The following is a 22,884-nucleotide window of genomic DNA, read 5'->3' as shown; positions in this document are numbered from 1 at the left end:
CTTCCGCACTTTCCGCACTTTCCGCACTTCCGAAAGGAACGCTTTCCATGCGCATGTCCCCGAAGGCCGGTCTGCTCGTCTCGTCCGCCGTCTGCGGCGCCCTCGCTCTCGGCATAGCGGGCCCGGCGGCTTACGCGGCGGCCGGCGACGCTTCCGCGGCCCGCCCCGCGAGCGCCCCGGCGGCCCCGGTGCCGGGCGCCGACGAACTGGCGGGCCAGGCGAAACTGCTGGGTGACGCCGGCGGGGTCCTGACTCCGGTGGCGACCCTGGTCGACGCCGTACTGAAGGCCCCGGACGGCAAGCTCCCCGCCGCGGACGCCGCCAAGCTCGGCGACGCGGTCAAGGCCGCCCTCGCGAAGGTCACGGCAGGCGCCCCCGGTGCGCCCGCGGCCCCCGGTATCCCGGGCGGCGTGACCGGGGTGTCCGGTGCGCCCGCCGCACCCGACCCGGGCGCCGCGCTCAAGGCGAAGGCCGCTGCCGACCTCCAGACCAAGGTCGACACCCTCGTCAGGACCGCCACCACCGGCAGCCCCGCCAAGGTCGCGACGGCGGCCCAGGCCGTGCTCGCGTCCCAGGTGAACGTCGTCGCCGCCACGCTGCTCGGCGGCGGGCTCCCGGCCGCGAACCTGCCGGGCCTTCCGAAGCTTCCGACCGTGCCGGGCGTCGCCCAGGTGCCGGCCGCACCGGGCGCCTGACCGCCCCGGCCCGGACCGGGTCCGGGCAGGGGAGGCCCGTGTGAGAGAGGCCCGCGGCGTCCTGCGAAGGCGCCGCGGGCCTCTCCCGGCCGGCGCGTCCGGGCGGGGTCGCGGAGTGCGGGTCCGGGGTGGAGCCGGGCGGGTACGGGGTGGGGTCGGACCCTCCGCGGGCGGCGGCGTCCGGCGGGCCGTAGCGTCCAGGGATGGACTTCAACATCACCGCGCAGGAAGAGGCGCTGCTCCTCCGGATCCGCGAGCATCTGCACGCGGGCAGCACGCCCCGCGAGGACGACCTCGCGGCCGAGCTCGGCGACGAGGTGCGGGGGCAGGTGCGCAGCCTGGGCACGCGCGGCTGGCTCGTCGTACGGCCGGCGCCGGACGGCACGGTCTACGTCGAGGGCCTGTCGTCCCTCGCCGAGTCGGCCCTGTCGAACCGGCGGGACGTGGGCGACCAGTAGCGCCGGAGCGCCAGGTCCCTGTCCGGCCGGGGTCAGACGAGCAGCCGCAGCAGGTGCGCGCAGGCGTCCTGTTCCGTGTCGTACCGGCCGATGACCTCGGACAGGCCGCGTTCGTACGCACCGGTCTCCCACGCGCCGCCGTCCTCGGTCCGCTTCAGGTAGAGGAAGTCGGTGGGCGCGGGGGCCGGTTCGTGGACCCCCTCGATCCGGTAGTAGCCGTCGGGTACCCCGGCATCGCCCAGCGCGGCTCGCAGTTCGTGGCGGTCCATGGGGGCGCTACTCGCCGGCCGGGGCGGTCTGGGCGGGGTGGCGGTGGCCGAGCGGCCCATCGGCGTCCGGCCGCCGGTCCTCACCCGGGTGCGGGAACACCGGGCCGTACCTGGTCTGCTGCCCGTTGCCGGGCTGCTCGACGGTGTCGGTCGGCGCGGTGGGAGCGGTGCGTGTGCGGTTCACTCAAGGTCCCCTGGTGTCCTGAGTCCGGCTGGGGTGTATCTGGGGTGCATCTGGGATGTATCACGCAAGGTAGCGGATTGGTCACCGGGTGTGGAGCGGGGCGGCGGAGTTGTCCCACCGGTGAGCCCGCGCCGACGTCGACGGGCCGTCCGGGGGCGGTGCGGGACCCGTCTCCCGGTCGTCCACTCGCGGGAACGGCGCTCGTGCTGGCCGGTGTCCGTGGGGAGCGCGTCGTCCGGCGGGACGCGCGGGGGCGTATGCGCCGGATGATCTGACGGTGTGTGTTTTGTCCGCTTTCAGTAAAGTCGCGAAGGTTCTCCGGACATCGGAACCGCCGCGGTTCAGAGTGTGGATGTCCGGCGCAGAGCCGGAAGTTCATCTGCACCATGCGTGGGCCGACCGGCGCGCGCATGCCCTGATCTGGGGGTTCCATGTCGTCCTTGTCTTCGGGTTCCCGTCTCGCCGCAGCTGTGCTGGCCTCCGGGGCCCTGCTGGCCACCGCCTTCCCGGCGGCGGCCGCCGCCCACCACCCCGCCCCGCGCCCTGAGCGGTCGGCCGTGGTGGTCGGCGCCGTCCACCACGTCGACAGCCACGGCCGCGGGCACCACCGCGGCAACCGGGTGGACGCGGAGTGGATCACCGTCACCAACAACTCCCGCAGGGCGGTGGAGCTGCGCGGCTGGTCGCTGACCGACGCGCAGCACCACTCCTACCGCTTCCACGCGCTGCGGCTCGGCGCGCACAAGTCCGTCAAGGTCCACACCGGTCACGGCCGTGACACCTGGAACGACGTCTACCAGAACCGGCGCGCGCCGATCTGGGACCGCGTCGACACCGCGACCCTGCGCGACGCGCGCGGTCACGTCGTGGACGTCGAGCGCCTGGGGCACCGTCACCACTGACGGCTGAGGTGACATCAGGTGCGCCGCGAGTGGGCCCGCTCGCGGCGCACTGCTGTGTGCGCCCCGCGCCGCCCGCCTTCGGCCGGGGGGCTTGGCGGCACGGCTCGGTGACACGAACTCTCCGCACGTCACCAGCTGCGGGATCCCCACCCATGCCGAGAACGACGGAGGCACCGCACCGGACGCCGCGGGCTGATCCACGAAGACCGGCCGGACACGCCCTAGTGGAGCAGCGCCGGCATCGCGGCCGGCTCCTCCTCCGGCGGGAAGTACTCGGCCAGCTCAAGCCGCCCGCTGATCCGTAACTTCCGGTAGGAGTGGGTGAGATGGGACTCGACGTTCCGGAGGCTCACCTTGAGCAGATGGGCGATGTCACGGTTACTCATCCCGCGCGCCGCCAGCCCCGAGACCTGCCGTTCGGTCGGGGTGAGCAGTGACTCCGTGGAATCCTTGCGCGGATCGGGCCGCCCGCCCGCGCACCGCAGCTCCCGCTGTACCGCCTCCACCAAACCGTCGGCACCGAGCGAGATACCCACCTCGTTGGCGCGGTGCAGCAGTTCGCGGGTGCGCCGGACATTGCCGATCTGCCGGTGGGCCCGCCCCGCCTCGTACAGGGCGTGGGTGAACAGCATGGGCGTGGGGGCGGGTTCAAGTATCTCCAGAGCCTGGCCGGCGAGTTGCGCCGCCTCGCGCCCCGAGCTCGCCGAGGCCTCCGCGACCAAGGCCCGTCCCAGGGCGAACGGGGCGCCCCAGCGCCGGGCGAGGTCGGTCTCCTGCCGGGCGGCCCGGCGGGCCGCGGCTGCATTGTGCTGGGCCAGCAGGAGAGCGGAGCGGGTGGAACGCCAAGGCAGGATCGCCGGGTTGACGACGCCCCGGCGCGCCATCTCCTCCTCGCAGCGGGCGATCAGAGCGAGCCCGCGCTGGGCCTGGCCGAGCCGGCCCAGGGCGCGGCCGGCGCTGTCCAGGAGGTGCAGCCGCCACCAGGTGACGGGCCGGTCGCCGGGCAGCGGCGGGGACTCGTCGAGCAAGGCACCGGCCGCGGCGATGTCGTCCTTCTCCAGGGCCACATCGATGAGGACGCTCCGGGCCAGTGCCCCCGCGTGATAGGAGCCGGCGCCGATCCGGGTGAGCAGGTCGAGCGCCTGACGCGCGTCGTCACCGGCGTCCGCGAGCGGTCCGCGGTGCAGCTGCACCAGACCGCGTACAGCCAGAGCCTCGGCGATCCGGGTCACGGTGCCCTCGGCGCGGGCCAGCCGCACCTCCGTGTCCATGTGCCGCCGGGCCTCGTCCATGTCGCCCGCCCAGAGCAGTGCCAGCACCGCGTGGTACCAGGTGGGGGAGCCGTACGGCGCGTGGGGGACGGCCAGGAACCGGCCGGCGATCTTTCGTACCGTCTGGGCCGAGTCGCCCGCAGCGGTGCGCAGCAGCAGGACCTGCTCAAGACGGTCCTCGCCCTCTTCCCCCGGGCTGTAGGTGCCCTCGTGGAGCCGGATGTGGATGAGCCGCTCGCGCAGTCGGTCGGCCGCTGCGGCGTCCAGGACGCCGATCTCCGCACGAATATCCTCCAACACCTTCCGGGCGCAGGCGAGTTCGTCGAGCCGCAGCAGGATGTCGGAGAGTCGCAGCGCCTCCTGGAGCCGCTCATCGGGCCGCAGGAGGCCGGCGACGTGCAGGGTGAGTGCCCGGGCGGAGGTCGGCAGGTCCAGGGCGGTGAGTGCCTGGATCCACAACCCGTCCGCGCGGACCGTCAGTTCCTCGGGCACGCCATGCAGGGTGGTCTTCTCGATCAGCTGCCGGGCTCCCGCAGGGTCCCGGCCGACCATGCCCTGTGCGACGTCGAGCAGCAGCCGCGTCATCCACGGCTCGTCGAGCCGGTGGGATCGCATCAGGTGGGCGGCGACGTCCTCGCCCGGCGCACTGCGGCGCCACATGAACCGGCCTGCGAGCCGGTGGAGTTCGGCGCGCTCCGCGCACGGGATGTCCTGGTACAGCAGTCTGGCCAGGAGGGGGTGCCGGAATGTCATGTCGTGCGGGCACACCAGCCCCGACTCGGTGAGCCGCGACAGGCTGCGGCAGGCGTCCTTTATCGGCAAGCCGCACAAGTCGGCGAGGATGGCCGGGTCCAGCGGTGAGCCGAGGATGCTGGCGGCCCGGGCGACCTCCAGGCCGTGTGGATCGAGCCGCCGGAGCATGCACAGGATGCGCTCCTTGACCGCACGCAGCCGCATCAGCTCGTCCGGCGGATCCACCAGCATCCGGCCGGCGAGGGCGTCCGGGGCGTGCCCCGCCGCGCCGGGGAACGCAGGCGCGCTCCGTATCTGCTCGGTCAGCAGATAGGGGTTGCCGCCCGTGTCCGCGACCAGCGCATCCACGGACTCGTGGTCGAGGCCGCACAGTGCGGCGGCCAGGTCGAAGGCGGCGGCCGGGCTCAGGTCGTGCAGATGGATATGGCGGTCGGGCCGGATGCCTTCCTTGAACTCGACCAGCAGGTGCTGGTCGCTCACCGGCTCGCCGCAGCGCTTGGTGGCGATCAGTACGACGGGGAGGTCGTCGAGCCGGCGGCTGAGGAAGCCCAGCCACAGCAGGGACTCGAGGTCGGCGTGCTGGACGGAGTCGACCGTCAGGAGGATCGGGGTGCACCGCGCGGTCCGCCCCACGCCCGCGCACAGTTCCGCGAGCAGCGGGTAGTCGGGCTCGGCGGGGCCCCGGGCGCCCGCGCCCGCGCTCGCACCCGCCGCGAAGGTACGCGTCCATCCCTGTGCCGTCTCGGGCAGCGCGCCGAGCAGCTGGTGCACGACCCCCAAGGAGAAGGGCTGTTCGGTGGGGGACGCCGTGGCGGAGAGCACGACCATGCCCTGTTCGCGGGCGATTCCCTCGGCCCAGCGCAAGAGTGAGGTCTTGCCTGTCCCGATGATCCCCTCCACCAGCGCGCCCGCGCCCGATCCCGCTCTCGCGGACTCGAGCATCTGGATGATGATCTTGGATTCTTCGCCTCTGCCGAACAGTTCCTGGGGCACTTCCCTGAACCTCCTGCGAACCAGCGCTGTCAAGGACACGGTCTTGTGCTCAAGCCGTCGCCGCCCTGACGGGAAGGGTGTTCTGCAGACAGGTCAGAGGGAAAATCGAAGCCCCCGTCGATCCCCCGGCCGCCGGTTAACGGCGTACACCTCCGAATGTAGCCCGCCGCTAGCACGGCCCCTGTCGAATGACGCAAATGCTTCCTCCTGATGGATTTGACACGTGTTCATTCGGCCATTGTTTCGGTCCCACCGTATTGATGAGTGCGGGTACCGCACCGGTACGGTCTGCACAGCATCGCGGTGGTGACCGGTGGGCCACTCGGAAAGCCCTCCCCCGGAAACCTGACATATTCCCCCGGCGACCTAAATGGCGAAAATCTGATGGAAGGATCGGTGATCACATGAGGGCGCCACGTGAGGAGCTCCGCCCGATATGGGCCATCCACCCGGCCTTGCCGCTGCTGTCCGCCCCCGCCCCGCCCGGGGGTGGCCGCACCGAACAGTTCGTGCTGTCCCTGACCAGCCTCCTGCCGCTGGTGTACGAGCAGGCCTGGCAGGCCGTGCTCGGCTCCGGCTTCCGTCTCCAGGTCGTCGACTGGCGGGCCACCCGTACGGGGGTGCAGGACGCCTGCCTCGCCGAGCGGCTGGCCCGGGAGTCGGCCGCCGGACTGCCCCTCGGCCAGGGCTCGTCGACGTGCGCCACCCTCATCCGGCGCGACGACCGCACCTGGACCTTCGCCTGGCGGTACACGAGCGGGCTGAGGAGCCGGCGGGCGGGGCTCCGCCTCGTCCGCATGGCCAACGAGGCGTACGACATCCTGCTGCGCGGCGGCACCCCGAGGTACCGACCCGGCGCCGAAGACCTGCTCGTGGGGCCGGTGACCCGATGACCGGCGACAACTCGGTGCGGCTGTTCTGTCTTCCGTTCGAGGGCGTCTCGGCCGGCGTGTACCTGCCGTGGGCCGAGGCCATCGACCCTCTGGTGGTCGTCACCCCGGTGGAGCTGCCCGGCCGCGGCCGCCATCCGCGCACCCGCCCGTGCGGCAGCCTGGAGCCGCTGCTGGCTGAGATCATGCCGTACGTGGCCCGTATGTGTGACCGCCCCTTCGCGTTCTACGGGCACGGGTTCGGTGCCCTCCTCGCGTACGAGATGGCCGCCCGGCTCGAGTGGGAGCACGACGCGGTCGCCGAGCGGCTCTACGTTTCGGGCTCCGGTCTGCCGCACCGGACCGTGCCGGAGCACGCGATCGGCCACCTGCCGGACGCGGCGATGATCCGCAGGCTCCGTGACCGCGGCCGGATGCCCCCGGTCGACAGGGACCCGCGGCGCGCGGCCCGGGCGCTGCCCGCGCTGCGTGCGGACGTCGCTGTCATGGAGGCCTACCGGCGCGACCCGCGCCATGTCGTGCACTGCCCGGTCACCGCGATGCGGGGTCTTCAGGACCACAGCGTCACGGGGGCGGACCTGGCCGGCTGGCGCCGGTGCACCCGGCGCGCCCTGCGCATGGAGACGTTCCCCGGCGACCACTACTTCCCGCTCACCGCCCAGCGGAAGCTCCTGGACACCTGCGCACGGGACCTGATCCGCCCGGCGGCCGCGCGTCGCCTGCGGGCGGCGGCCGCCGCGTACTGAATCGCGCACCCGTTCCGGATTCGGCAACAAGAATTGCCCGGGACCCACGGCGTCCACATCCTGGACGCCGGAGGTGACCGTATGACATCTACACACCGCGCCCCGGGCCTCGACGACGAGGCCCCCGGCGCCGAGCCGGAGCACGAGACGGAACTGCACTCCGGCTTCCTGACGGACGCGGCGCACTGGCTGCGGGGCCTGCTCGGGCCCACCGACCGGGACACGTCGGCGGTCCGCCGAATCCTCGACATCGGCAGCGGGCCAGGAGTGGCCTCCTGCATCCTGGCCCACGTCTTCCCGCAGGCGTCCGTCGTCGCCGTGGACCGGTCCGCCGCGCCCCTGGCCCGGGCCGAGGTCCGCGCCGCGGAACGCGGGCTGACCGGGCGGATCGCCACCCGACGGGCCGAACGGCCCGAAGAGTTCGGCCTGCTCGGGCCGGCCGACCTGATCTGGACCGGCAACGTCTGCCGTCACCTGGGCGACCAGCAGGCGGCGCTGCGGAGCCTGGCCTCCGCGTTGCGGCCCGGCGGCGTGCTCGCCGTCGCCGAACGCGGGCTGCCGCCGCGCTTCCTGCCCCGCGACATCGGCATCGGCAGACCCGGCCTCCAGGCGCGCCTGGACGCGGCCCTGGAGGAGGGGTTCGCAGCCGGACGCGCCCGGCTGCCGGGCACCACGTCCGTGGTCGAGGACTGGCCGTGCCTGCTGGCATCCGCGGGGCTCGTCCCCACCGGCAGCCGCACCTTCCTGATCGACTTCCCGGCCCCGCTGGACCTGGCCGCGCGCCGGCATCTGCACACCCGGCTGCGTCTCCTGCTCGACGAACGCGGCGAGCACCTCGACCTCGTCGACCGGCTGACCGTGGAGCAACTCCTGGACGGGGACGACTGCACGGGCATCCTGTGGCGCCCCGATGCCTTCTACCTCACGGCGGTCACCGTGCACACGGCCCGCCTGTGCCGGCCGCGGGCCTGACTCCCGGCCGACCGAAGTGCCCGTGGCGGCGAGCACCGGAATACCCGGCGGAATAGACGGCCATTCAATTCCGATCGGCCCCTGAATCTTCCAGGATTCACACGTGGTCCGGCACTTCCGGGGGGTGTTCCTTCGGCCTGCCCGGATTCCGTTTGCCCTCCCGGGCGCCTTCTCCCCGCATTGTGATCCGCAGTTCGGACGGCGCGCGGCGCTGCCGCCGCAGGCCGCCCTCGCGCGTCCGCCCGACCGCAGGACGACCACGACCGCAGATTCTTCGGTCAGCCCTACGGTCCCACCGTATTGAGGGCCTCGGCCCCGCACTTCTATGTTCCTTCGCAGAGCGGTCGCCCCAGCGGAATCGGAAAACCGGACGGGGCACATGCGAGTTACGGAGGACGCGTGAAGATACGGATTCTCGGCCCGCTGGAGGCCGAGACGGACGGTGTCCCGGTCGTACCCACGGCGGCGAAGAAGCGGCAGATCCTCGCGCTCCTCGCGCTCCATTCGGGACAGCTCGTCCCGGTGTCGGCCCTGCGGGAGGAGCTGTGGGGGCCGGCGCCGCCGCCCAGCTCGCACACCACCTTCCAGACGTACATCCTGCGCCTGCGCCGCATCCTGGCCGCCGCCCTCGGCGGGCCCGACGGGCCGGCCCGTGCCCGGCAGCTCCTCGCCACCGGGCAGGGGGGCTATCTCCTGCGGGTCGCCGAGAAGGACGTGGACGCCTTCGCGTTCCAGCGAGCGACCCGCGACGGTCTCTCGGCCTTCGCGGACGGGGACAACGAGCTCGCGTCCCGGCTCCTGCGCCAGGCCCTGGCGCTGTGGCGCGGGCCGGCGCTCGTCGACGTACGGGCCGGGACGGCGCTGCGGATCCACGCGGCCGCCCTGGAGGAGAGCCGGCTGCTCGCCACCGAGCGGCGCATCGACGCCGAGCTGCGCCTCGGTATGCACACCGAACTCCTCGCGGAACTCATCGAACTGACGGGGAAGAACCCCTCCCACGAACGGCTGTACGCCCAGGCCATGGTCGCGTTCTACCGCTCCGGGCGGCAGTCCGCAGCCCTCGACCTCTACCGCGGGCTGCGCCGGCGGCTGATAGAGGAAATGGGTCTGGAGCCCGCTCCGCAACTTCAGCGACTGCACCAGGCGATGCTCGCCGTCGACCCCCGGCTCGCCGCGGGCGCCCAGGGCGGACCGCCGACCCCGACCTTCGACCTGTACGCGGCCTGAGCGCACCACACCACCACCGAGCACCACAGAAGAGGTGACACAGTGACGGACCAGACTCCCACCCTGTACGAATGGGCCGGTGGCGCCGAGGCGCTGGAAAGGCTCACGGAGGAGTTCTACCGGCGCGTCCGCAAGGACGAGCTCCTCGCTCCGCTCTTCAAGCACATGGACGACGACCACCCGCAGCACGTCGCGACCTTCCTCGGCGAAGTCCTCGGGGGCCCCGGGCGTTACACCGAGCACCACGGCGGATATCCGCGCATGGTCTCCCGGCACCGCGGCCGCTCCATCACGCCCGAGCAGCGTGCGCGGTGGGTGCAGCTGATGCTGGAGGCCATGGACGTCGTGGGCATCCCCGAGGACGCGGAGTTCCGCTCGGCGTTCGTCGGGTACATCGAGTTCGGCTCGCGCCGGGCGATGGCCAACTCGCAGCCGGACACCGGGCCCTCGGGCCGTACCACCATCAAGAAGTGGGGCTGGGGCGAGGCCGTCCCCGGTGATGACTGACCCGGTGGCCGGGCCATGGAACCGGGCCCGCCGGATGCCGTCCGCGCGTCCCGGTCTCGGCAACAAATATTGTCATTCCGCAACGCACGGTTCCAGCATGGGGACTGGCAGTGATCACCGTGATCAAGCGGATCGCCGGGACGCCCGCGCCCCGCGGGCGGCCGTCCCACGGGTCCGGCGGAGCCGTGCTCCGCACGCCCGTCAGACCGGCGGACACCCGCCCTGATCCGCCCGCCCGAACCATCCGGACAAGGAGTTCGCCCCATGCGTTCGATCACCCCCCTCACGCTCGGCGGTTGCCGATGAGCGTTCAGACCGAAGCCCACGAGGCTGCCGCGCGCAAGGCCCGAGACCGGCTGCCGTTCGCGGTCTACCTGCTCGCGTTCAGCCTGTTCGCCATGGGCAGCGCCGAGTTTCTGCTGGCCGGAGTCCTCCCGGACATCGCCGACGACCTGCACATCTCGCTCTCCTCCGCCGGTGCGCTGATCTCCGCGTTCGCCATCGGCGTGGTCATCGGCGGCCCACCGCTCGCTGTCCTGACACTGCGCTGGCCGCGACGCATCACCCTGGTGATCTCGCAGCTCACGTTCGCCGTCTTCGTGGCGGTCGGCCTGGTGACCGACAACTTCACCGTGCTGATCATCACCCGTTTCCTGTGCGGTCTGGCCTACGCCGGGTTCTGGGCGGTCGCCGCGGTCACCGCGATCGGACTCGTCACCCCCGAACGCACCGCACGGGCCTCCGGCGTGGTGGTCAGCGGACTCAGCATCGCCATGGTCGGCGGTGGCCCGGCCGGCGCGTTCCTCAGCCACTTCACCGAGTGGCAGGGCGGATTCTGGGCGGTGGTCGCCCTGACCGTCCTCGGCGCGGTCTCGACGGCGGTCGCCATCCCCGCGACCAGGGCGGCCCAGGAACCCAGCGTGAGCCGCGAGCTGCGCACCATGCGACAGCCGCAACTGTGGGTGGTGTACGCCGCGACGCTGCTGAGCACCGCCGCGTACATGATCTCGTACAACTACCTTGCGGCGTTCCTCACGGACGTCACCGGCGTCGACTCCGTGTGGGTGCCCCCGATCCTCGTCCTCTTCGGCGTCGGCGCGTTCTTCGGTCTGTTCATCGGCGGCCGGATCGCCGACGGGCGTCCCCACCACGCGTTCCTCATCGGCGCCGGCGGCATCCTCGTCACGTCGGTGCTGCTCGCCCTTCTCGCCGACTACGCCGTCGCGGTCATCGTCCTGGTGCTGCTCCTGGGTATCGCCGGATTCGTGCTCAACCCGGCCATCTACGGACGGGTGTTCACCGTGGCGGCCAACGCGCCGACGCTCGCCGGGGCCACCGCCGTCTCCATGTTCCAGCTCGGCATCAGCCTCGTCCCCGTCCTCGCGGGCGTCGCCCTCGGTGCCGGCGCCGGACTGACCTCCATTCCCTGGATAGGCGCAGGCCTTGCCGTACTCACCATCCCGGTCGTCCTGATCGACCGGACGATGGCCCGGAGCCGGGCACGGAGCCCGCAGACGAGCGAGGCCTGACCTCGTCGGTCCGCTCCCAGGTCCGCGCCGCACGCATCACCGTCCGGCGGACGTTCCCCGTCCGCCGGCAGCAACCCATCGCCGGGAGCCCCGGAGGAGGCCTTGACAGGATTTCTCCGGCGGCTCCCCTGAGTGGAGGACCCATGGACAACAAGCTCGGTTACGAACTGGGAAATTGGGTGGTGTCGCAGATACAGAGCCCGGACCGTCCGGCCCGGGCGACGTTCACGCTCCTTGACCAGGAGTGGGAACTGCTTCCCGAGGTGTTCCCGCCCTACACGGACCCGGGCCCGGAACTGTTCGCCTCCTGGGTGCCGTACGAAAAGGGCATCAGTTTCCTGGAGATGGGCTGCGGCGCGGGACTCTCCTCGGTGCTCGCCGCCCAGCGCGGCAGTGAGCGCGTGGTCGCCCTGGACATCAACCCGGCCGCGGCGGAGAACACCCACCGCAACGCCGCCCGGCACGGGGTGTCCGACCGGGTTACGGCACTGACCAGCGATCTGTTCGACGCACTGGATCCCGCCGAGCCGTTCGACCTGGTTTTCTGGAACACCCCATTCATCGAGGCTCCGGAGAACCGCTCGTACGCGGGCCAGATCGAGCGCGCGGTCTTCGACCCCGGCTACGAGATGGTGCGCCGGTTCTTCCGGGACGTCGTGCCCCACCTGGCCCCGGCCGGCCGGATCTACCTGGGCACCAGCGAGGCCATGGGCAACAAGGAAAAGATGCTGCGGGCGGCCGCCGACGCCGGCTTCGAGGGCCGGCGCTACCGCAGCGAATCCGTCGAACTGCCCGCAGCGGACTTCCCGGAATCTCCGGTGGTCGCGGCCCACACCAACGAACGCGGAATCGTGGACATGGACTTCACGATGTACGAGTTCCTGCGCCACTGACCCCGCGTCTCCGGCCCGGCCGGAAAGCCCCGCGCAGCAAGTCACGAGCATCAGTCCAGACAATGCGAATTCACAACAGGGCGACAGGACCCGCCCCTGAAGATTGGAATGCCATGAGCGCCAACGGGAACGCGGACGGTACTGGCTTCGACGTCGTCATCGCCGGCAACGGAGTCCTAGGGTTATCGCTCGCCTGGGTCCTGGCACAGCGGGGACAGCGTGTCGCCGTACTCGGCCAGCCACACCGACCCTGGGCCGGATCAGCCGCGGCCGGAGCCATGCTCGGCTGTTTCGCCGAGGTCACCACCTCGCTGCTCGCCACCGAGCACGGCCGGGCCAAACTCGAACTCGGCATCCAGGCGACCAAGCTGTGGCCGCAGTGGCTGGCCGAGCTGGAGGCGAGCACCGAGGGCGCCCCCCTCAAGACCGCCGACGGCACCACCGTCATCCTCAACACCATCGGCACGGCCGAGATCGACGACGCCAACTACAACGCCATCCGTACCGAGCTCACCCGCTACGACGAGCCCTTCGAGGACGTCGAGCCCGCCGACCTCGACTGGGTGGACGCCGAGCCGATCTCCCGGCCGCTGAAAGTCTTCCACATACCCGGTGAGCACGCCGTCAACGCTGCCGCCCTCCTGGAGCGGCTCGAACAGGCTGCCGTCCAGGCAGGCGCCACCCTCGTCCCTGAGTCCGCCGCCCGCGTCGTGCACCAGGGCGAGCGGGTGACCGGAGTGGTCACCGCATCCGGGCGGACGATCAGTGCAGACCAGGTGACGCTGGCCGCCGGCGCACGCAGCCAGGAGCTCCTGGACAGCCTGCCCATCGGCCCCCGCGTCCCCCGCCTCGTCAGCGGCTACGGCGTCTCCGCCCTGATCAAGACCGGGGACGGCACCAGCCCGGACAGCGTCGTCCGGACCCCGAACCGCTCCTTCGCCTGTGGTCTCCACGTCGTCCCACGCGGCGACGGGCACGTCTACCTCGGCGCCACCAACGTCATCTCCGTGGAGCCGCGTGACACCGCCGAGATGCGCGACCTGGTCTTCCTCCTGCAGTGCGCCCACCGCCAGGTCCGCCGCAACCTCTGGAACAGCGACGTCGCCAAGATCCAGGTGGGCAACCGCCCGGTGTCCATGGACGGCTTCCCGCTGCTCGGCCACGGCGGCATGCAGGGCCTGTGGATCATGACCGGTACCTACCGCGACGGCCTGCACCTCTCCCCTCTCCTGGCCCAGGACTTCGCCGCCCGGATCCTGGGCGAGGAGCCGCAGGCCGACCTCGACCGCTTCGCCCCGCTCCGGCAGCCCCTCAAGACGGGCACCCGCGAGGAGATCGTCGACGTCCTCATCGACCACCAGATGGGCATCGGCTACGAGCAGGACTGGACGATCCCCGTCGAGTGGCACCAGTGGATCGAGATGGACCTGCGCCCCGCCACCCTCGCCTGGGCGAACGAGCTGGACCCGGAGTTCACCCCGCCGGCCGAGCTGCTCTTCGCCTCCCGCTTCGATCCGGAGCTGGTCAGTCTGCTGCGCAAGTACTACGCGACCTGCCGCGAGAACAGCTGACCCACGCTCTCCCTCCGCACCGCACCACCGGCTTTCGGGGCAGGAGCAACCGCCCCTGCCCGAAAAGCACTTCGAGAAAGGACAGCGCAATGGCAGTCGAGGCGATCGACCCCCCCGACCTCCCCAAGCCCTACGGATGGCGGCAGCTGGCCGTCGGCACCGGCAGCCGAGTGGTGTTCATGAGCGGCCAGACACCGCGCACCGCCGACGGCGAGCCGGTGGGCATGGGTGACCTCGCGGCCCAGACCGAGCAGGTCTACCTCAACATCGCGACCGGCCTCAAGGCGGCCGGCGCCACCTTCGACGACGTACTGCGCCTGACGGTCTACGTCGTGGACTGGTCACTCGACAAGTGGGAGGCCATCACGGCAGGCGCCGAGCGCGCGGCGGCCAAGCTGGGCGCGGACGTCATCCGGCCCACCACCCTGGTCGGGGTTGCCACGCTCGCGGAGCCCGACTTCCTCATCGAGATCGAGGCAACCGCCATCGCGGCCTGAGCTCCCGTCAGTTCTCCAGGACGGCCGTTGGCCTCCGGGCCCGGCGCGGCCGTGTCCCCTTACGGGACTTGCCCCGCACAGGTGAGCCCCCGCCGAACCGGCGGGGGCTCACCTGCGCCGCTGGGTCAGCGTGCCTTGGCGAGGAGGTCCTCCACCACCGAGGCCACCGTCTCCGGCGATGGCAGCGCGGGGTGGTGGCTCGCGGTGCCCGCGGTCGGGTCGAACCCGTTGTGCCACTCCGGCTCGTTGACGAGCCCGCCGTCCTCGCGGATCCGCGCGATGTTCCGCTCGACGGCCGGCTTGTGCCACATCTTGGCGCCCATCACCGGGAAGTAGACGACCGGGTAGTCGACCGACAACGCCACCGTCATCAGCCGGTTGGGCGCGGCCCCGCCCGCCGCGGCGGCGAGCGTGTGCGCGGTGGCCGGCAGGACCGCGAGAATGTCGTGGTCGGCGGCGATCCGGGACGGCTTGTCGGTCGGCCAGTCCGCCGGGGACTCCCCGTACACCACACGCTCGGCGAACAGCGCGAGGCTCTCGGGCGATATGAACGACGCCGCGGTGTGGGTGAGCAGAACCGTGAACGTGCTGCCCACGATCTGTCGGCGCATCACCTCGATATATGACGGAAGCCGGGTCACCGCAATCGATCCGGTTCCCCCGATGAGTATGCGTTTCCCGGTCGACCCCGGGGATTTCTGAATTTCCATGCACGATGATGTCGCCGGGCTCCCGTCGCGGGTCAATGGTGAAGTCCATTCTGCGGCGGGGGAGTCCGCCGGGAGTCCAGCGATAGTCGAGCGCCGGTGAAACCCTACGGTCGCCCCTACGGTCGGACCGTATTGAAGACGTTTACCGCCCCTCCTAACCTCCGTTTTCGTATAGGAATTCGAAAGCCCACCGGGGCATCTGACAAAAAGGGGGCGGACCTCGATGGAGGATCTTTTCGCGGAGCTGCGCGGCGGGGCGGGCGGGGTCGGTCACGCCCGCCCGGACGACACCCGGCTGCCCGACCTCAAGCCACAGCCGGAGCGCCGTCACGAGCCGTTCCCGCTCACTGACATCCAGCAGGCCTACCTGATCGGCCGCCACAAGGGCCTGGAACTCGGCGGCATCTCCAGCCAGTACTACCTGGAGTTCGACTGCCCCGGTCTCGACGTGGACCGGCTGGCCGCGGCCCTGCGGAAGGTTGTCGACCGGCACGGCGCACTGCGCACGGTGGCCGGTCCCGGCCAGACTCAGCGGGTTCTCGCCGTGGACGAGGTGGAGCCGTACGTCATAGGCAGCACCGATCTGCGGGGCCGTGACGCCGGGGAACAGATCGCTGAAGTCGAGCGGATCCGCGCCGAGTTGACGGAGCAGGTGCTGCCGGTGGACCGGGCGCCGCTTTTCGACGTCCGCGCCTCACTGCTCGACGACGACCGGGTCCGGCTCCACCTGGCCGTGGATCTGCTCTTCCTCGACATGCGGGGCCTGCGCATGCTCCTCGGCGAGTGGCGCCGCTTCTACGACGAGCCCGGCTGGCACCCGGAGCCGCTGGAGCTGTCGTTCCGCGACTATGTGCTCGCGCAGGAGGAACTGCGCGGCGCGACCCTGGGCCAGGAGGCCGCCGCGTACTGGGCGGACCGCCTCGACACCCTGCCGCCCGCGCCCGAGCTGCCGCTCGCCGCGGCGCCCGAGCAGCTCGGCACCCCCCGCTTCGTACGGCACCGTGCAGCGCTCGCGCCGGAACGGTGGGAGGCGCTGCGGGCGACGGCCTCCCGGCACGGGCTGACCCCGTCGGGTGTCCTGCTCGCGGCCTACGCGGAGGTGGTGCGGACCTGGTCGCGGCGGCAGGAGTTCACCCTGACCGTCACCCAGTTCCACCGGCTCGGGCTGCACCCGCAGCTCGACGCCATCATGGGCGACTTCCTGGCGCCGGGCCTGCTCGCCGTCGGCGGCCGGGCCGATGAGACCTTCGAGCAGCGGGCGCGGGGCCTTCAGGCGCAGGCCTTGGAGGACTTGGCGCACTCCGCGCACGGCGGAATCCGGGTCCTGCGCGACCTGGCCCGCCGCAGGGACGACAGCCGGGCCTCGATGCCCGTGGTCTTCTCCAGCACGCTCGGCGCAGACGACGGCGTGGCGGACTCGGGACGCCTGGAGTCGTTCGGCGCGTTGGTCCACGATCACAGCCGAACTCCCCAGGTCTGGCTGGAGAACCAGATCCTTGAGCTGGACGGCCGGCTGTCCATCAACTGGAACGCGGTCGAGGGCCTGTTCCCGGAGAACACCCTCGAAGCCATGTTCGAAGCGTACGTGACGCTGCTCGGCCGTCTGGCGGACGACGCCTCCGTGTGGGACGCCACCCGCGGGATCGTGCCGCTGCCGGACCCGCAGACCGAGGAGCGGGAGCGAGCCAACGCCACGGCGGAGGACATCCCGCCGGCGCTGCTGCACGAGCTGGTCGCCGAGGCGGCCGCACGCCGCCCCGACGCCATCGCGGTCATCACGCCCGGCGCGGAGACCACATACCGCAGGCTCACCGAGGACGCGCACCGGATCGCGCACCGGCTCCTGAACGGCCCCGGTACCGAGCCGAACGAGATCGTCGCCGTGTCGATGCAGCCGGGTGCCGCCCAGTTCTCGGCGCTGCTCGGCGTGCTCCACTCCGGCGCCGCGTACGTGGCCATCGACCCGGAACTGCCCGAGGAGCGTCGCCTGAAATTGCTGGCTCGATGTTGCGTGCGGGCTGTGATCACCGAGCCGGACCTGCGGGACACACTGGCCTGGCCGGAGGGCGTGACGGTCCTGACCCCACAGGACCAGGCCACCCTGAAGTGCCCCACCGAGCGCCCCGAGCGCCGCCAGGGCCACGACGACCTGGCCTATGTCATCTTCACCTCGGGCTCCACCGGTGAACCCAAGGGTGTGATGATCACCCACCGCAGCGCCGCCAACACCGTGCAGGACATCAACCGGCGCTTCGACGTCGGCGAGGACGACCGGACGATGGCGCTCGCCCCGGCCGGCTTCGACCTGTCGGTGTACGACCTCTTCGGCGTCCTCGGCGCCGGTGGCACCGTCGTTGTGCCCGACCCGGCGCGCGGCAACGACATCGCCCACTGGTCGCAGCTCATCGGCCGCTACGGCGTCACCATCTGGAACAGCGTGCCCGCGCCGATGCGCATGTGGATCGACTCGCTCGGTGACGGAGGAGTCCCGCGCGGCTGCCGGCTGCGGCTCGCCCTGCTCAGTGGCGACTGGATCCCGGTCGACCTGCCGAACCGGATACGGGAGGCGATCCCCGCGATGCGGATGATCAGCCTCGGCGGCGCCACCGAGGGCTCGATCTGGTCGATCCACCACCCGATCGAGGCCGTCCGGCCCGAGTGGTCGAGCATCCCGTACGGCAAGCCGCTGGCCAACCAGACCATGCACGTTCTCAACCAGTGGATGGAGCCGTCCCCTGTCGGGGTCACCGGCGAGATCCACATCGGTGGCGTCGGCGTGGCCCTGGGGTATCTCGGCGACCCCGAGCGCACCGCCGAACGCTTCCTGGTCCACCCGGTCACCGGGGAGCGCCTCTACCGCACCGGCGACCTCGGACGCTACCTGGCCGGCGGCGACATCGAGATCCTGGGCCGCGAGGACTTCCAGGTGAAGATCAACGGCTACCGGGTCGAGCTGGGCGAGATCGAGGCCGCCCTGCTGCGCCAGCCCGGGGTGCGCAACGCGCTCGTCACCGCGCCCGCCCACGCCCGTACCGGACAGCGGCAGATCGCCGCGTACGTGGTGCCCGAGCCCGGGACGGACCCGGACCCGGCCGTGCTGCGTGAGGCGCTGACCGCTCTGCTGCCCGGCTACATGGTGCCCAGCCGTTTCCTGACTCTGGACATCCTGCCCCTGACGACGAACGGCAAGATCGACCACAAGGCGCTGCCGACGCCGTGGAACGACGACCCCGACGGCGCCTCCGCGCGGGTCGCGCCGCGCAGCCGGGTCGAGGAGCGGCTCTTCGAGCTCTGGACCCAGCAGCTCGGCCACGGCGACTTCGGCGTGGAGGAGGGCTTCTTCGACATCGGCGGCGACTCCCTGCATGCCGTCGGCCTCCTCGCGCTGCTGCGCACCGAGTTCGGCATCGAGGCCGACATGGAGCAGGAGATGGTCGAGGGGCTGTTCATGAACGCGTCGATCGCGTCCTTCACCGAACTCATCGCGACCGTTCAGGAGTCCGCGGCGTGACCGCCCACCACGATCCCGCCGCGCCGGTCCGCGAGTGGGAGTACGTGATCGTCGGAGCCGGCTCCGCCGGAGCCGTGACCGCCGCCCGGCTCGCCGCGCGGGACTCCGGGAACGTCCTGCTCATCGAGGCCGGCGCGGACCAGCCCCGGCCCCGGCCCCGGGCCCACCCGCTGGCCGACGCCGGACGCCTCGTCCTGGCCGGCCACAACTGGGACTACCGGGCCAACCTCCGTACCAGCAACCGCCTGGAGGAGCTGGTCCAGGGCAGTACCGGGATACCCGGGGCCGCGCCGGCCACCGGCGGCCGGGCGACGGCCCGTGCCCTCTGGGAACGCTTCCCCTACCAGCTCGGCAAGGTCGTCGGAGGCGGCTCCGCCGTCAACGGCGCCATAGCCCTGCGCGGGCTGCCCCGCGACTTCGCCGCCTGGGAGGCCGCCGGCAACCCGGACTGGTCGTGGGAGGGCGTGCTGCCCTTCTACAAGGACATCGAGAACGACGCCGACTTCCCCGGCCGGCTGCACGGCGACAGCGGCCCGCTGCCGATCCGGCGCACCCCTCGCGACCGGGTGCACCCGCTGGACGAGGCGTTCTGGGAGGAGTGCAACCGGCAGAGCGTCACCGACCTCATGGACCTCAATGCCGGTGTCGAGGCCGGCGTCGGCCCGATCCCCGGCAACGCCGTGGACGGTGAACGCATCGACGCCTCCACCGCCTTCCTCGCCGGGGTCCGCGACCTGCCCAACCTCTCTCTGCGCACCGGCCTCCGGGTCACCCGGGTGCTGTTCGAGAAGAACCGGGCGGTCGGCGTGGAGACCGAACTCGACGGCACGCTCACCACGGTCCGGGCGCGGCACGTCGTGCTCAGCGCCGGGGCAGTCGGCACCCCCGCAATCCTCCAGCGCTCGGGGGTGGGCGGTGCCGGACTGCTCAGGGCCCTCGGGATCACGCCCGTGGCGGACCTGCCCGGGGTGGGCCGCGACCTGGTGGACCACCCCTCGGTCGTCATGTGGTCCAAGCCGGCCGACGGGGTGTGCACCCCGGGCCTGCCCTGGCGACAGGTCGCGGCCAGGATGAGCAGCGGCTTCGACGACGACGTGGACATCCAGATGGGGTTGCTCAACAACGTGGAGAGTCACACCATCCCCGGCTTCGTCGACCGGCTCGGCTGGCCTCTGGTCGTCGGCATCTCGGTGATGCTGATGCGCCCGCGCTCCCGGGGCCGGGTCTTCCTCGACAGCGCCGACCCGTACGCGGCGCCTGTCATCGAACTGGGTATCGCCACCGACACCGAGGACGTGGAACGGCTGTGCCACGGCGTGCGCCGGGCCTGGAGCTTCCTGCGGTCGCCGGGCCTGTCGGGCCGGCTGACCAAGACACAGTTCTGGAGCGATCGGATGGTCGCCAACGACGGCGTGGTGCGCAGCGGTGTCCGCCATATCGCGAACCCCGGCTGGCACGCGGCCGGTTCGTGCCGGATGGGGCCGGAGACCGACCCATGGGCGGTCTCCGACCAGGAGGGCCGGGTGTACGGAACCGAGAACCTGCGGATCGCCGATGCGTCGCTCTTCCCGACCCTCCCCAGCGCGCCCACCAATCTGACCACCCTGATGCTGGCCGAGAAGCTGGCCCGGAGCACGAAGGAGTGACCGTGGAACCCGTATCAAGGCCTCCGGTACGGCTCTACTGCTTTCCCCACGCGGGGGCGACCTCGCTGGTCTACCGGAGCTGGCAGCCGCTCGGTGAGCCGCACCTGCTGGTCCGGGGGGTGGACGCCCCGGGCCGCGGGACCCGCCGTCAGGAGCGGAAGGCCGCCGGCTTCCACGCCCTCGTGCGATGTATGGCTGAGCAGGTGGTGGCCGATCTGCTGACGGAACGGGAGCGGACGCCCGGCCTGCGCTGGGCGACGTTCGGGCACAGTTTCGGCTCGACCATGAGCCTCGCGGTGGCGGCGGAGGTGACCCGGCAGGTCGGCGTGGCGCCGGAAAGAGCCGTGCTGTCCGGGGCGGTCCCGCCCGGGCTCCAGCGGCCCGGGCCGCTGCTCGACTCCGTACCCGACGAGGAACTGCTCGCCAGGACCGCCGCCGACGGAGGGACCCCGTCCGCCGTCCTCGCCGACCCGACGATGCGCCGCATCCTGCTGCGGATGCTCCGGGAGGACGACGCCGTCCGGGCCGAGTTCACCCAGGAGGCGGGCGGGCTGCGGGTGGACTTCCCGCTCACCCTGATCGCCGCCCGGGAGGACGTCCATGCTCCGCCGGAGAAGGTCTGGCAGTGGGCCGCGCACAGCGCGGTGCCCGTCCACCGGGTGGAGATCGACGGCGGCCACTTCGCGGCCGTCCGGCGTCCCAAGGACACCCTGACCACCATCGTCGACGACACCGACCCCGGAGAGGGGTGACGGCATGGCACGCAGCAGGTACGAGGCCGTCCACGAGCAGTTCCGGGTCACCTGCCGGGAGTTCCTCCACCGCGAGGTACTGCCGCACCACGCCCGGTGGGAGCGGGACGGCATCACCGACCGCGAGGTGTGGCGCAAGGCCGGGCAGGCGGGGCTCCTCGGCATCGGTGTGGACCCCGCGTACGGCGGGGGCGGCGAGCCGGACTACCGCTTCCCGGCGGTGTTCTCGCAGGAGATCATGTGGGCCCGGGCGACGGCGCCCGGCTTCGTGGCCCACAACGACGTGATCGCCACCTACCTCGCCAGGCAGACCACGGAGGAGCAGCGCAAGCGGTGGCTGCCCGGGCTCTGTTCGGGCGAGCTCATCGCGGCGATCGCGATGAGCGAGCCCGACGCCGGCTCCAACGCCGCCGACATCCGCACCACGGCGGTCCGCGACGGCGACTCCTACATCCTCAACGGCCAGAAGACGTTCATCACCAACGGCGAGAACGCCGATGTCGTCGTGGTCACCGTCAAGACCGACCCCGAGCGCGGCGCCCAGGGCATCAGCCTGCTGGTAGTGGAACGTGGCACACCCGGCTTCACCCGCGGGCGGCGCATGGAGAAGCTGGGCTGGCACGCCAGCGACACCTGCGAGCTGTTCTTCGACGACTGCCGGGTGCCGGCCGACAACCTGATCGGCAAGGAGAACGGCGGCCTCGCCTACATGATGGCCGGACTGCCCCGCGAGCGGCTGAGCATCGCCACCGTGGCGGTGGGCGCGATCGAGCGGATGCTGGCGGACACCCTGGAATACGCCAAGAACCGCGAGGTCTTCGGCCAGACCGTCGGAAGCTTCCAGCACAACCGCTTCCAACTCGCGACAATGGAAACCGAGCTGACGATCGCTCAGGTCTTCCTCGATCACTGCGTCGCCGCGCTCAACGCCGGACAGCTCTCGGTGACGGACGCGGCCAAGGTGAAATGGTGGACGACGGAACTCCAGGTGGACATCGCGAACCGTTGCCTTCAACTCCACGGCGGCTACGGCTATCTGAAGGAGAGCGCGATCTCCCGGGAGTGGACCAACAGCCGGGTGCAGACGATCTACGGCGGGACGACAGAGGTGATGAAGGAGCTGATCGGGAGGTCCCTCGGCCTCTGAACCACCCCGCGCCCCGCCCCGGTCGTCCGTACCGGAGGCGGGGCGCGTGTGTTCCCAAAACCGCACCGACAGTTGCCATTTTGGGAACAAGTCTGTCTAATGGCGGCATGGAGCAGTCACCGACGATCACCCGGGCCCTGTCCGCTGTCGGTCCCCGGCTCAAGCGGGTGCGCACCGCCCGTGGTGTCACCCTCGCCGCGCTGTCGGAGGCCACCGGCATCTCCAAGAGCACGTTGTCGCGTCTCGAAGCGGGACAGCGCCGCCCCAGCCTCGAACTGCTGCTGCCCATCGCCCAGGCCCACCAGGTCCCCCTCGACGAACTGGTCGGCGCCCCGGAGGTGGGCGACCCGCGCGTCCGGGTCAAGCCCCACACGGTGAACGGCAACACGGTGCTGCCGCTGACGCGTCAGCCCGGCCCGCTGCAGAGCTACAAGATGGTCCTGCCGGCGAGCCGCGACACCCCGGAGCTGTGCACCCACGAGGGGTACGAGTGGCTGTACGTGCTCTCCGGGCGGCTGCGGCTCATACTGGCCGACCACGACCTGGTCCTCGGCCCCGGCGAGGTGGCGGAGTTCGAGACCCGGCTGCCGCACTGGTTCGGAAGCACGGGGAAGGGGCCGGTGGAGGTACTCAGCGTCTTCGGCCGCCAGGGCGAGCGGATGCACGTACGCGCCCACCCGACACGGCGAACGCCCGCCTCCGGAACATGATCCGGAGGCGGGCGTTCGGGGGCGGAGGCGGCGCCATGGCCCTCGCTCGCC

The 22,884-nt window shown here is 71.5% G+C and carries 21 protein-coding genes; 17 read left to right on the top strand and 4 right to left on the bottom strand.

Going from position 1 to position 22,884, the window contains the following annotated elements; translation table 11 throughout:
• Nucleotides 1-47 precede the first annotated feature (47 nt).
• Together OG285_RS12295 and OG285_RS12290 are read left to right on the top strand one after the other, a co-directional pair.
• Nucleotides 48-695 (top strand): hypothetical protein, encoded by a 648-nt coding sequence (locus tag OG285_RS12295; protein ID WP_371790969.1) that lies wholly within the window; start codon nt 48-50, stop codon nt 693-695.
• A gap of 203 nt (nt 696-898) precedes the next feature.
• Nucleotides 899-1,153 (top strand): hypothetical protein, encoded by a 255-nt coding sequence (locus OG285_RS12290; protein WP_371790968.1) that lies wholly within the window; start codon nt 899-901, stop codon nt 1,151-1,153.
• A gap of 32 nt (nt 1,154-1,185) precedes the next feature.
• On the opposite strand, the gene OG285_RS12285 is transcribed toward OG285_RS12290, so the two are convergent.
• Both OG285_RS12285 and OG285_RS12280 read right to left on the bottom strand, forming a co-directional pair.
• Nucleotides 1,186-1,422, bottom strand: coding sequence for a hypothetical protein (locus OG285_RS12285; protein ID WP_356828612.1), 237 nt, complete (start codon nt 1,420-1,422; stop codon nt 1,186-1,188).
• Between the two features lie 7 nt (nt 1,423-1,429).
• Nucleotides 1,430-1,606 carry a hypothetical protein gene (locus tag OG285_RS12280; protein ID WP_356828610.1) on the bottom strand — a complete coding sequence of 59 codons (177 nt, stop codon included), beginning with the start codon at nt 1,604-1,606 and terminating at the stop codon, nt 1,430-1,432.
• A gap of 431 nt (nt 1,607-2,037) precedes the next feature.
• On the opposite strand from OG285_RS12280, the gene OG285_RS12275 reads away from it, so the two are divergent.
• On the top strand, nt 2,038-2,508 hold the full coding sequence (locus tag OG285_RS12275) for a lamin tail domain-containing protein (RefSeq protein WP_356828608.1): 471 nt from the start codon (nt 2,038-2,040) through the stop codon (nt 2,506-2,508).
• A 221-nt stretch (nt 2,509-2,729) separates the two neighbouring features.
• On the opposite strand, the gene OG285_RS12270 is transcribed toward OG285_RS12275, so the two are convergent.
• Nucleotides 2,730-5,525 carry a BREX system ATP-binding domain-containing protein gene (locus OG285_RS12270; protein WP_371790967.1) on the bottom strand — a complete coding sequence of 932 codons (2,796 nt, stop codon included), beginning with the start codon at nt 5,523-5,525 and terminating at the stop codon, nt 2,730-2,732.
• 404 nt (nt 5,526-5,929) lie between these two features.
• Here OG285_RS12270 and OG285_RS12265 point away from each other — a divergent pair, with 404 nt between their 5' ends.
• The 9 genes from OG285_RS12265 (at nt 5,930) to OG285_RS12225 (ending at nt 14,357) form a co-directional block, all read left to right on the top strand.
• Nucleotides 5,930-6,418, top strand: coding sequence for a hypothetical protein (locus OG285_RS12265; protein ID WP_371790966.1), 489 nt, complete (start codon nt 5,930-5,932; stop codon nt 6,416-6,418).
• The gene (locus tag OG285_RS12260) at nt 6,415-7,161 is read left to right on the top strand and encodes a thioesterase domain-containing protein (protein ID WP_356828602.1); all 747 of its coding nucleotides are present in this window, start codon (nt 6,415-6,417) and stop codon (nt 7,159-7,161) included. The genes OG285_RS12265 and OG285_RS12260 overlap by 4 nt, the downstream gene beginning before the upstream one ends.
• Before the next feature lie 81 nt (nt 7,162-7,242).
• Entirely contained in the window at nt 7,243-8,133 is an 891-nt protein-coding gene (locus tag OG285_RS12255) for a class I SAM-dependent methyltransferase (protein ID WP_356828599.1), read from the top strand.
• A 399-nt stretch (nt 8,134-8,532) separates the two neighbouring features.
• Entirely contained in the window at nt 8,533-9,360 is an 828-nt protein-coding gene (locus tag OG285_RS12250) for an AfsR/SARP family transcriptional regulator (RefSeq protein ID WP_356828597.1), read from the top strand.
• Nucleotides 9,361-9,402: 42 nt separating this feature from the next.
• Nucleotides 9,403-9,867 carry a group II truncated hemoglobin gene (locus OG285_RS12245; protein WP_356828595.1) on the top strand — a complete coding sequence of 155 codons (465 nt, stop codon included), beginning with the start codon at nt 9,403-9,405 and terminating at the stop codon, nt 9,865-9,867.
• A gap of 302 nt (nt 9,868-10,169) precedes the next feature.
• A complete protein-coding gene (locus OG285_RS12240; RefSeq protein WP_371790965.1) occupies nt 10,170-11,396 on the top strand; it encodes an MFS transporter in 1,227 nt (408 codons plus the stop codon).
• Between the two features lie 143 nt (nt 11,397-11,539).
• Nucleotides 11,540-12,289, top strand: coding sequence for a methyltransferase (locus OG285_RS12235; RefSeq protein WP_356828591.1), 750 nt, complete (start codon nt 11,540-11,542; stop codon nt 12,287-12,289).
• Nucleotides 12,290-12,402: 113 nt separating this feature from the next.
• Nucleotides 12,403-13,860: an NAD(P)/FAD-dependent oxidoreductase gene (locus tag OG285_RS12230; protein ID WP_371790964.1), complete on the top strand. Its 1,458-nt coding sequence runs from the start codon at nt 12,403-12,405 to the stop codon at nt 13,858-13,860.
• 89 nt (nt 13,861-13,949) lie between these two features.
• Entirely contained in the window at nt 13,950-14,357 is a 408-nt protein-coding gene (locus OG285_RS12225; protein WP_371790963.1) for a RidA family protein, read from the top strand.
• A gap of 125 nt (nt 14,358-14,482) precedes the next feature.
• Here OG285_RS12225 and OG285_RS12220 read toward each other — a convergent pair whose 3' ends face one another.
• Complete coding sequence (locus tag OG285_RS12220; RefSeq protein ID WP_356828585.1) at nt 14,483-15,067, bottom strand: flavoprotein; 585 nt, start codon at nt 15,065-15,067, stop codon at nt 14,483-14,485.
• Nucleotides 15,068-15,290: 223 nt separating this feature from the next.
• On the opposite strand from OG285_RS12220, the gene OG285_RS12215 reads away from it, so the two are divergent.
• From OG285_RS12215 to OG285_RS12195, 5 genes are all read left to right on the top strand, one after another.
• Nucleotides 15,291-18,578, top strand: a complete 3,288-nt coding sequence (locus OG285_RS12215; RefSeq protein WP_371790962.1) for an amino acid adenylation domain-containing protein — start codon at nt 15,291-15,293, stop codon at nt 18,576-18,578.
• Nucleotides 18,575-20,224 carry a GMC family oxidoreductase gene (locus OG285_RS12210; protein ID WP_371790961.1) on the top strand — a complete coding sequence of 550 codons (1,650 nt, stop codon included), beginning with the start codon at nt 18,575-18,577 and terminating at the stop codon, nt 20,222-20,224. The genes OG285_RS12215 and OG285_RS12210 overlap by 4 nt, the downstream gene beginning before the upstream one ends.
• A 2-nt stretch (nt 20,225-20,226) precedes the next feature.
• Nucleotides 20,227-20,976 carry a thioesterase domain-containing protein gene (locus tag OG285_RS12205; RefSeq protein ID WP_356828579.1) on the top strand — a complete coding sequence of 250 codons (750 nt, stop codon included), beginning with the start codon at nt 20,227-20,229 and terminating at the stop codon, nt 20,974-20,976.
• Nucleotides 20,977-20,980: 4 nt separating this feature from the next.
• A complete protein-coding gene (locus tag OG285_RS12200) occupies nt 20,981-22,123 on the top strand; it encodes an acyl-CoA dehydrogenase family protein (RefSeq protein WP_356828577.1) in 1,143 nt (380 codons plus the stop codon).
• A 107-nt stretch (nt 22,124-22,230) separates the two neighbouring features.
• Complete coding sequence (locus tag OG285_RS12195) at nt 22,231-22,833, top strand: XRE family transcriptional regulator (RefSeq protein WP_356828575.1); 603 nt, start codon at nt 22,231-22,233, stop codon at nt 22,831-22,833.
• Nucleotides 22,834-22,884: the final 51 nt, after the last annotated feature.

It is taken from the genome of Streptomyces sp. NBC_01471, assembly GCF_041438865.1.
Taxonomy (GTDB): Bacteria; Actinomycetota; Actinomycetes; order Streptomycetales; family Streptomycetaceae; genus Streptomyces.
Note: the sequence above shows the minus strand (reverse complement) of the source record. Positions and strands in the feature narration are given on the sequence as shown.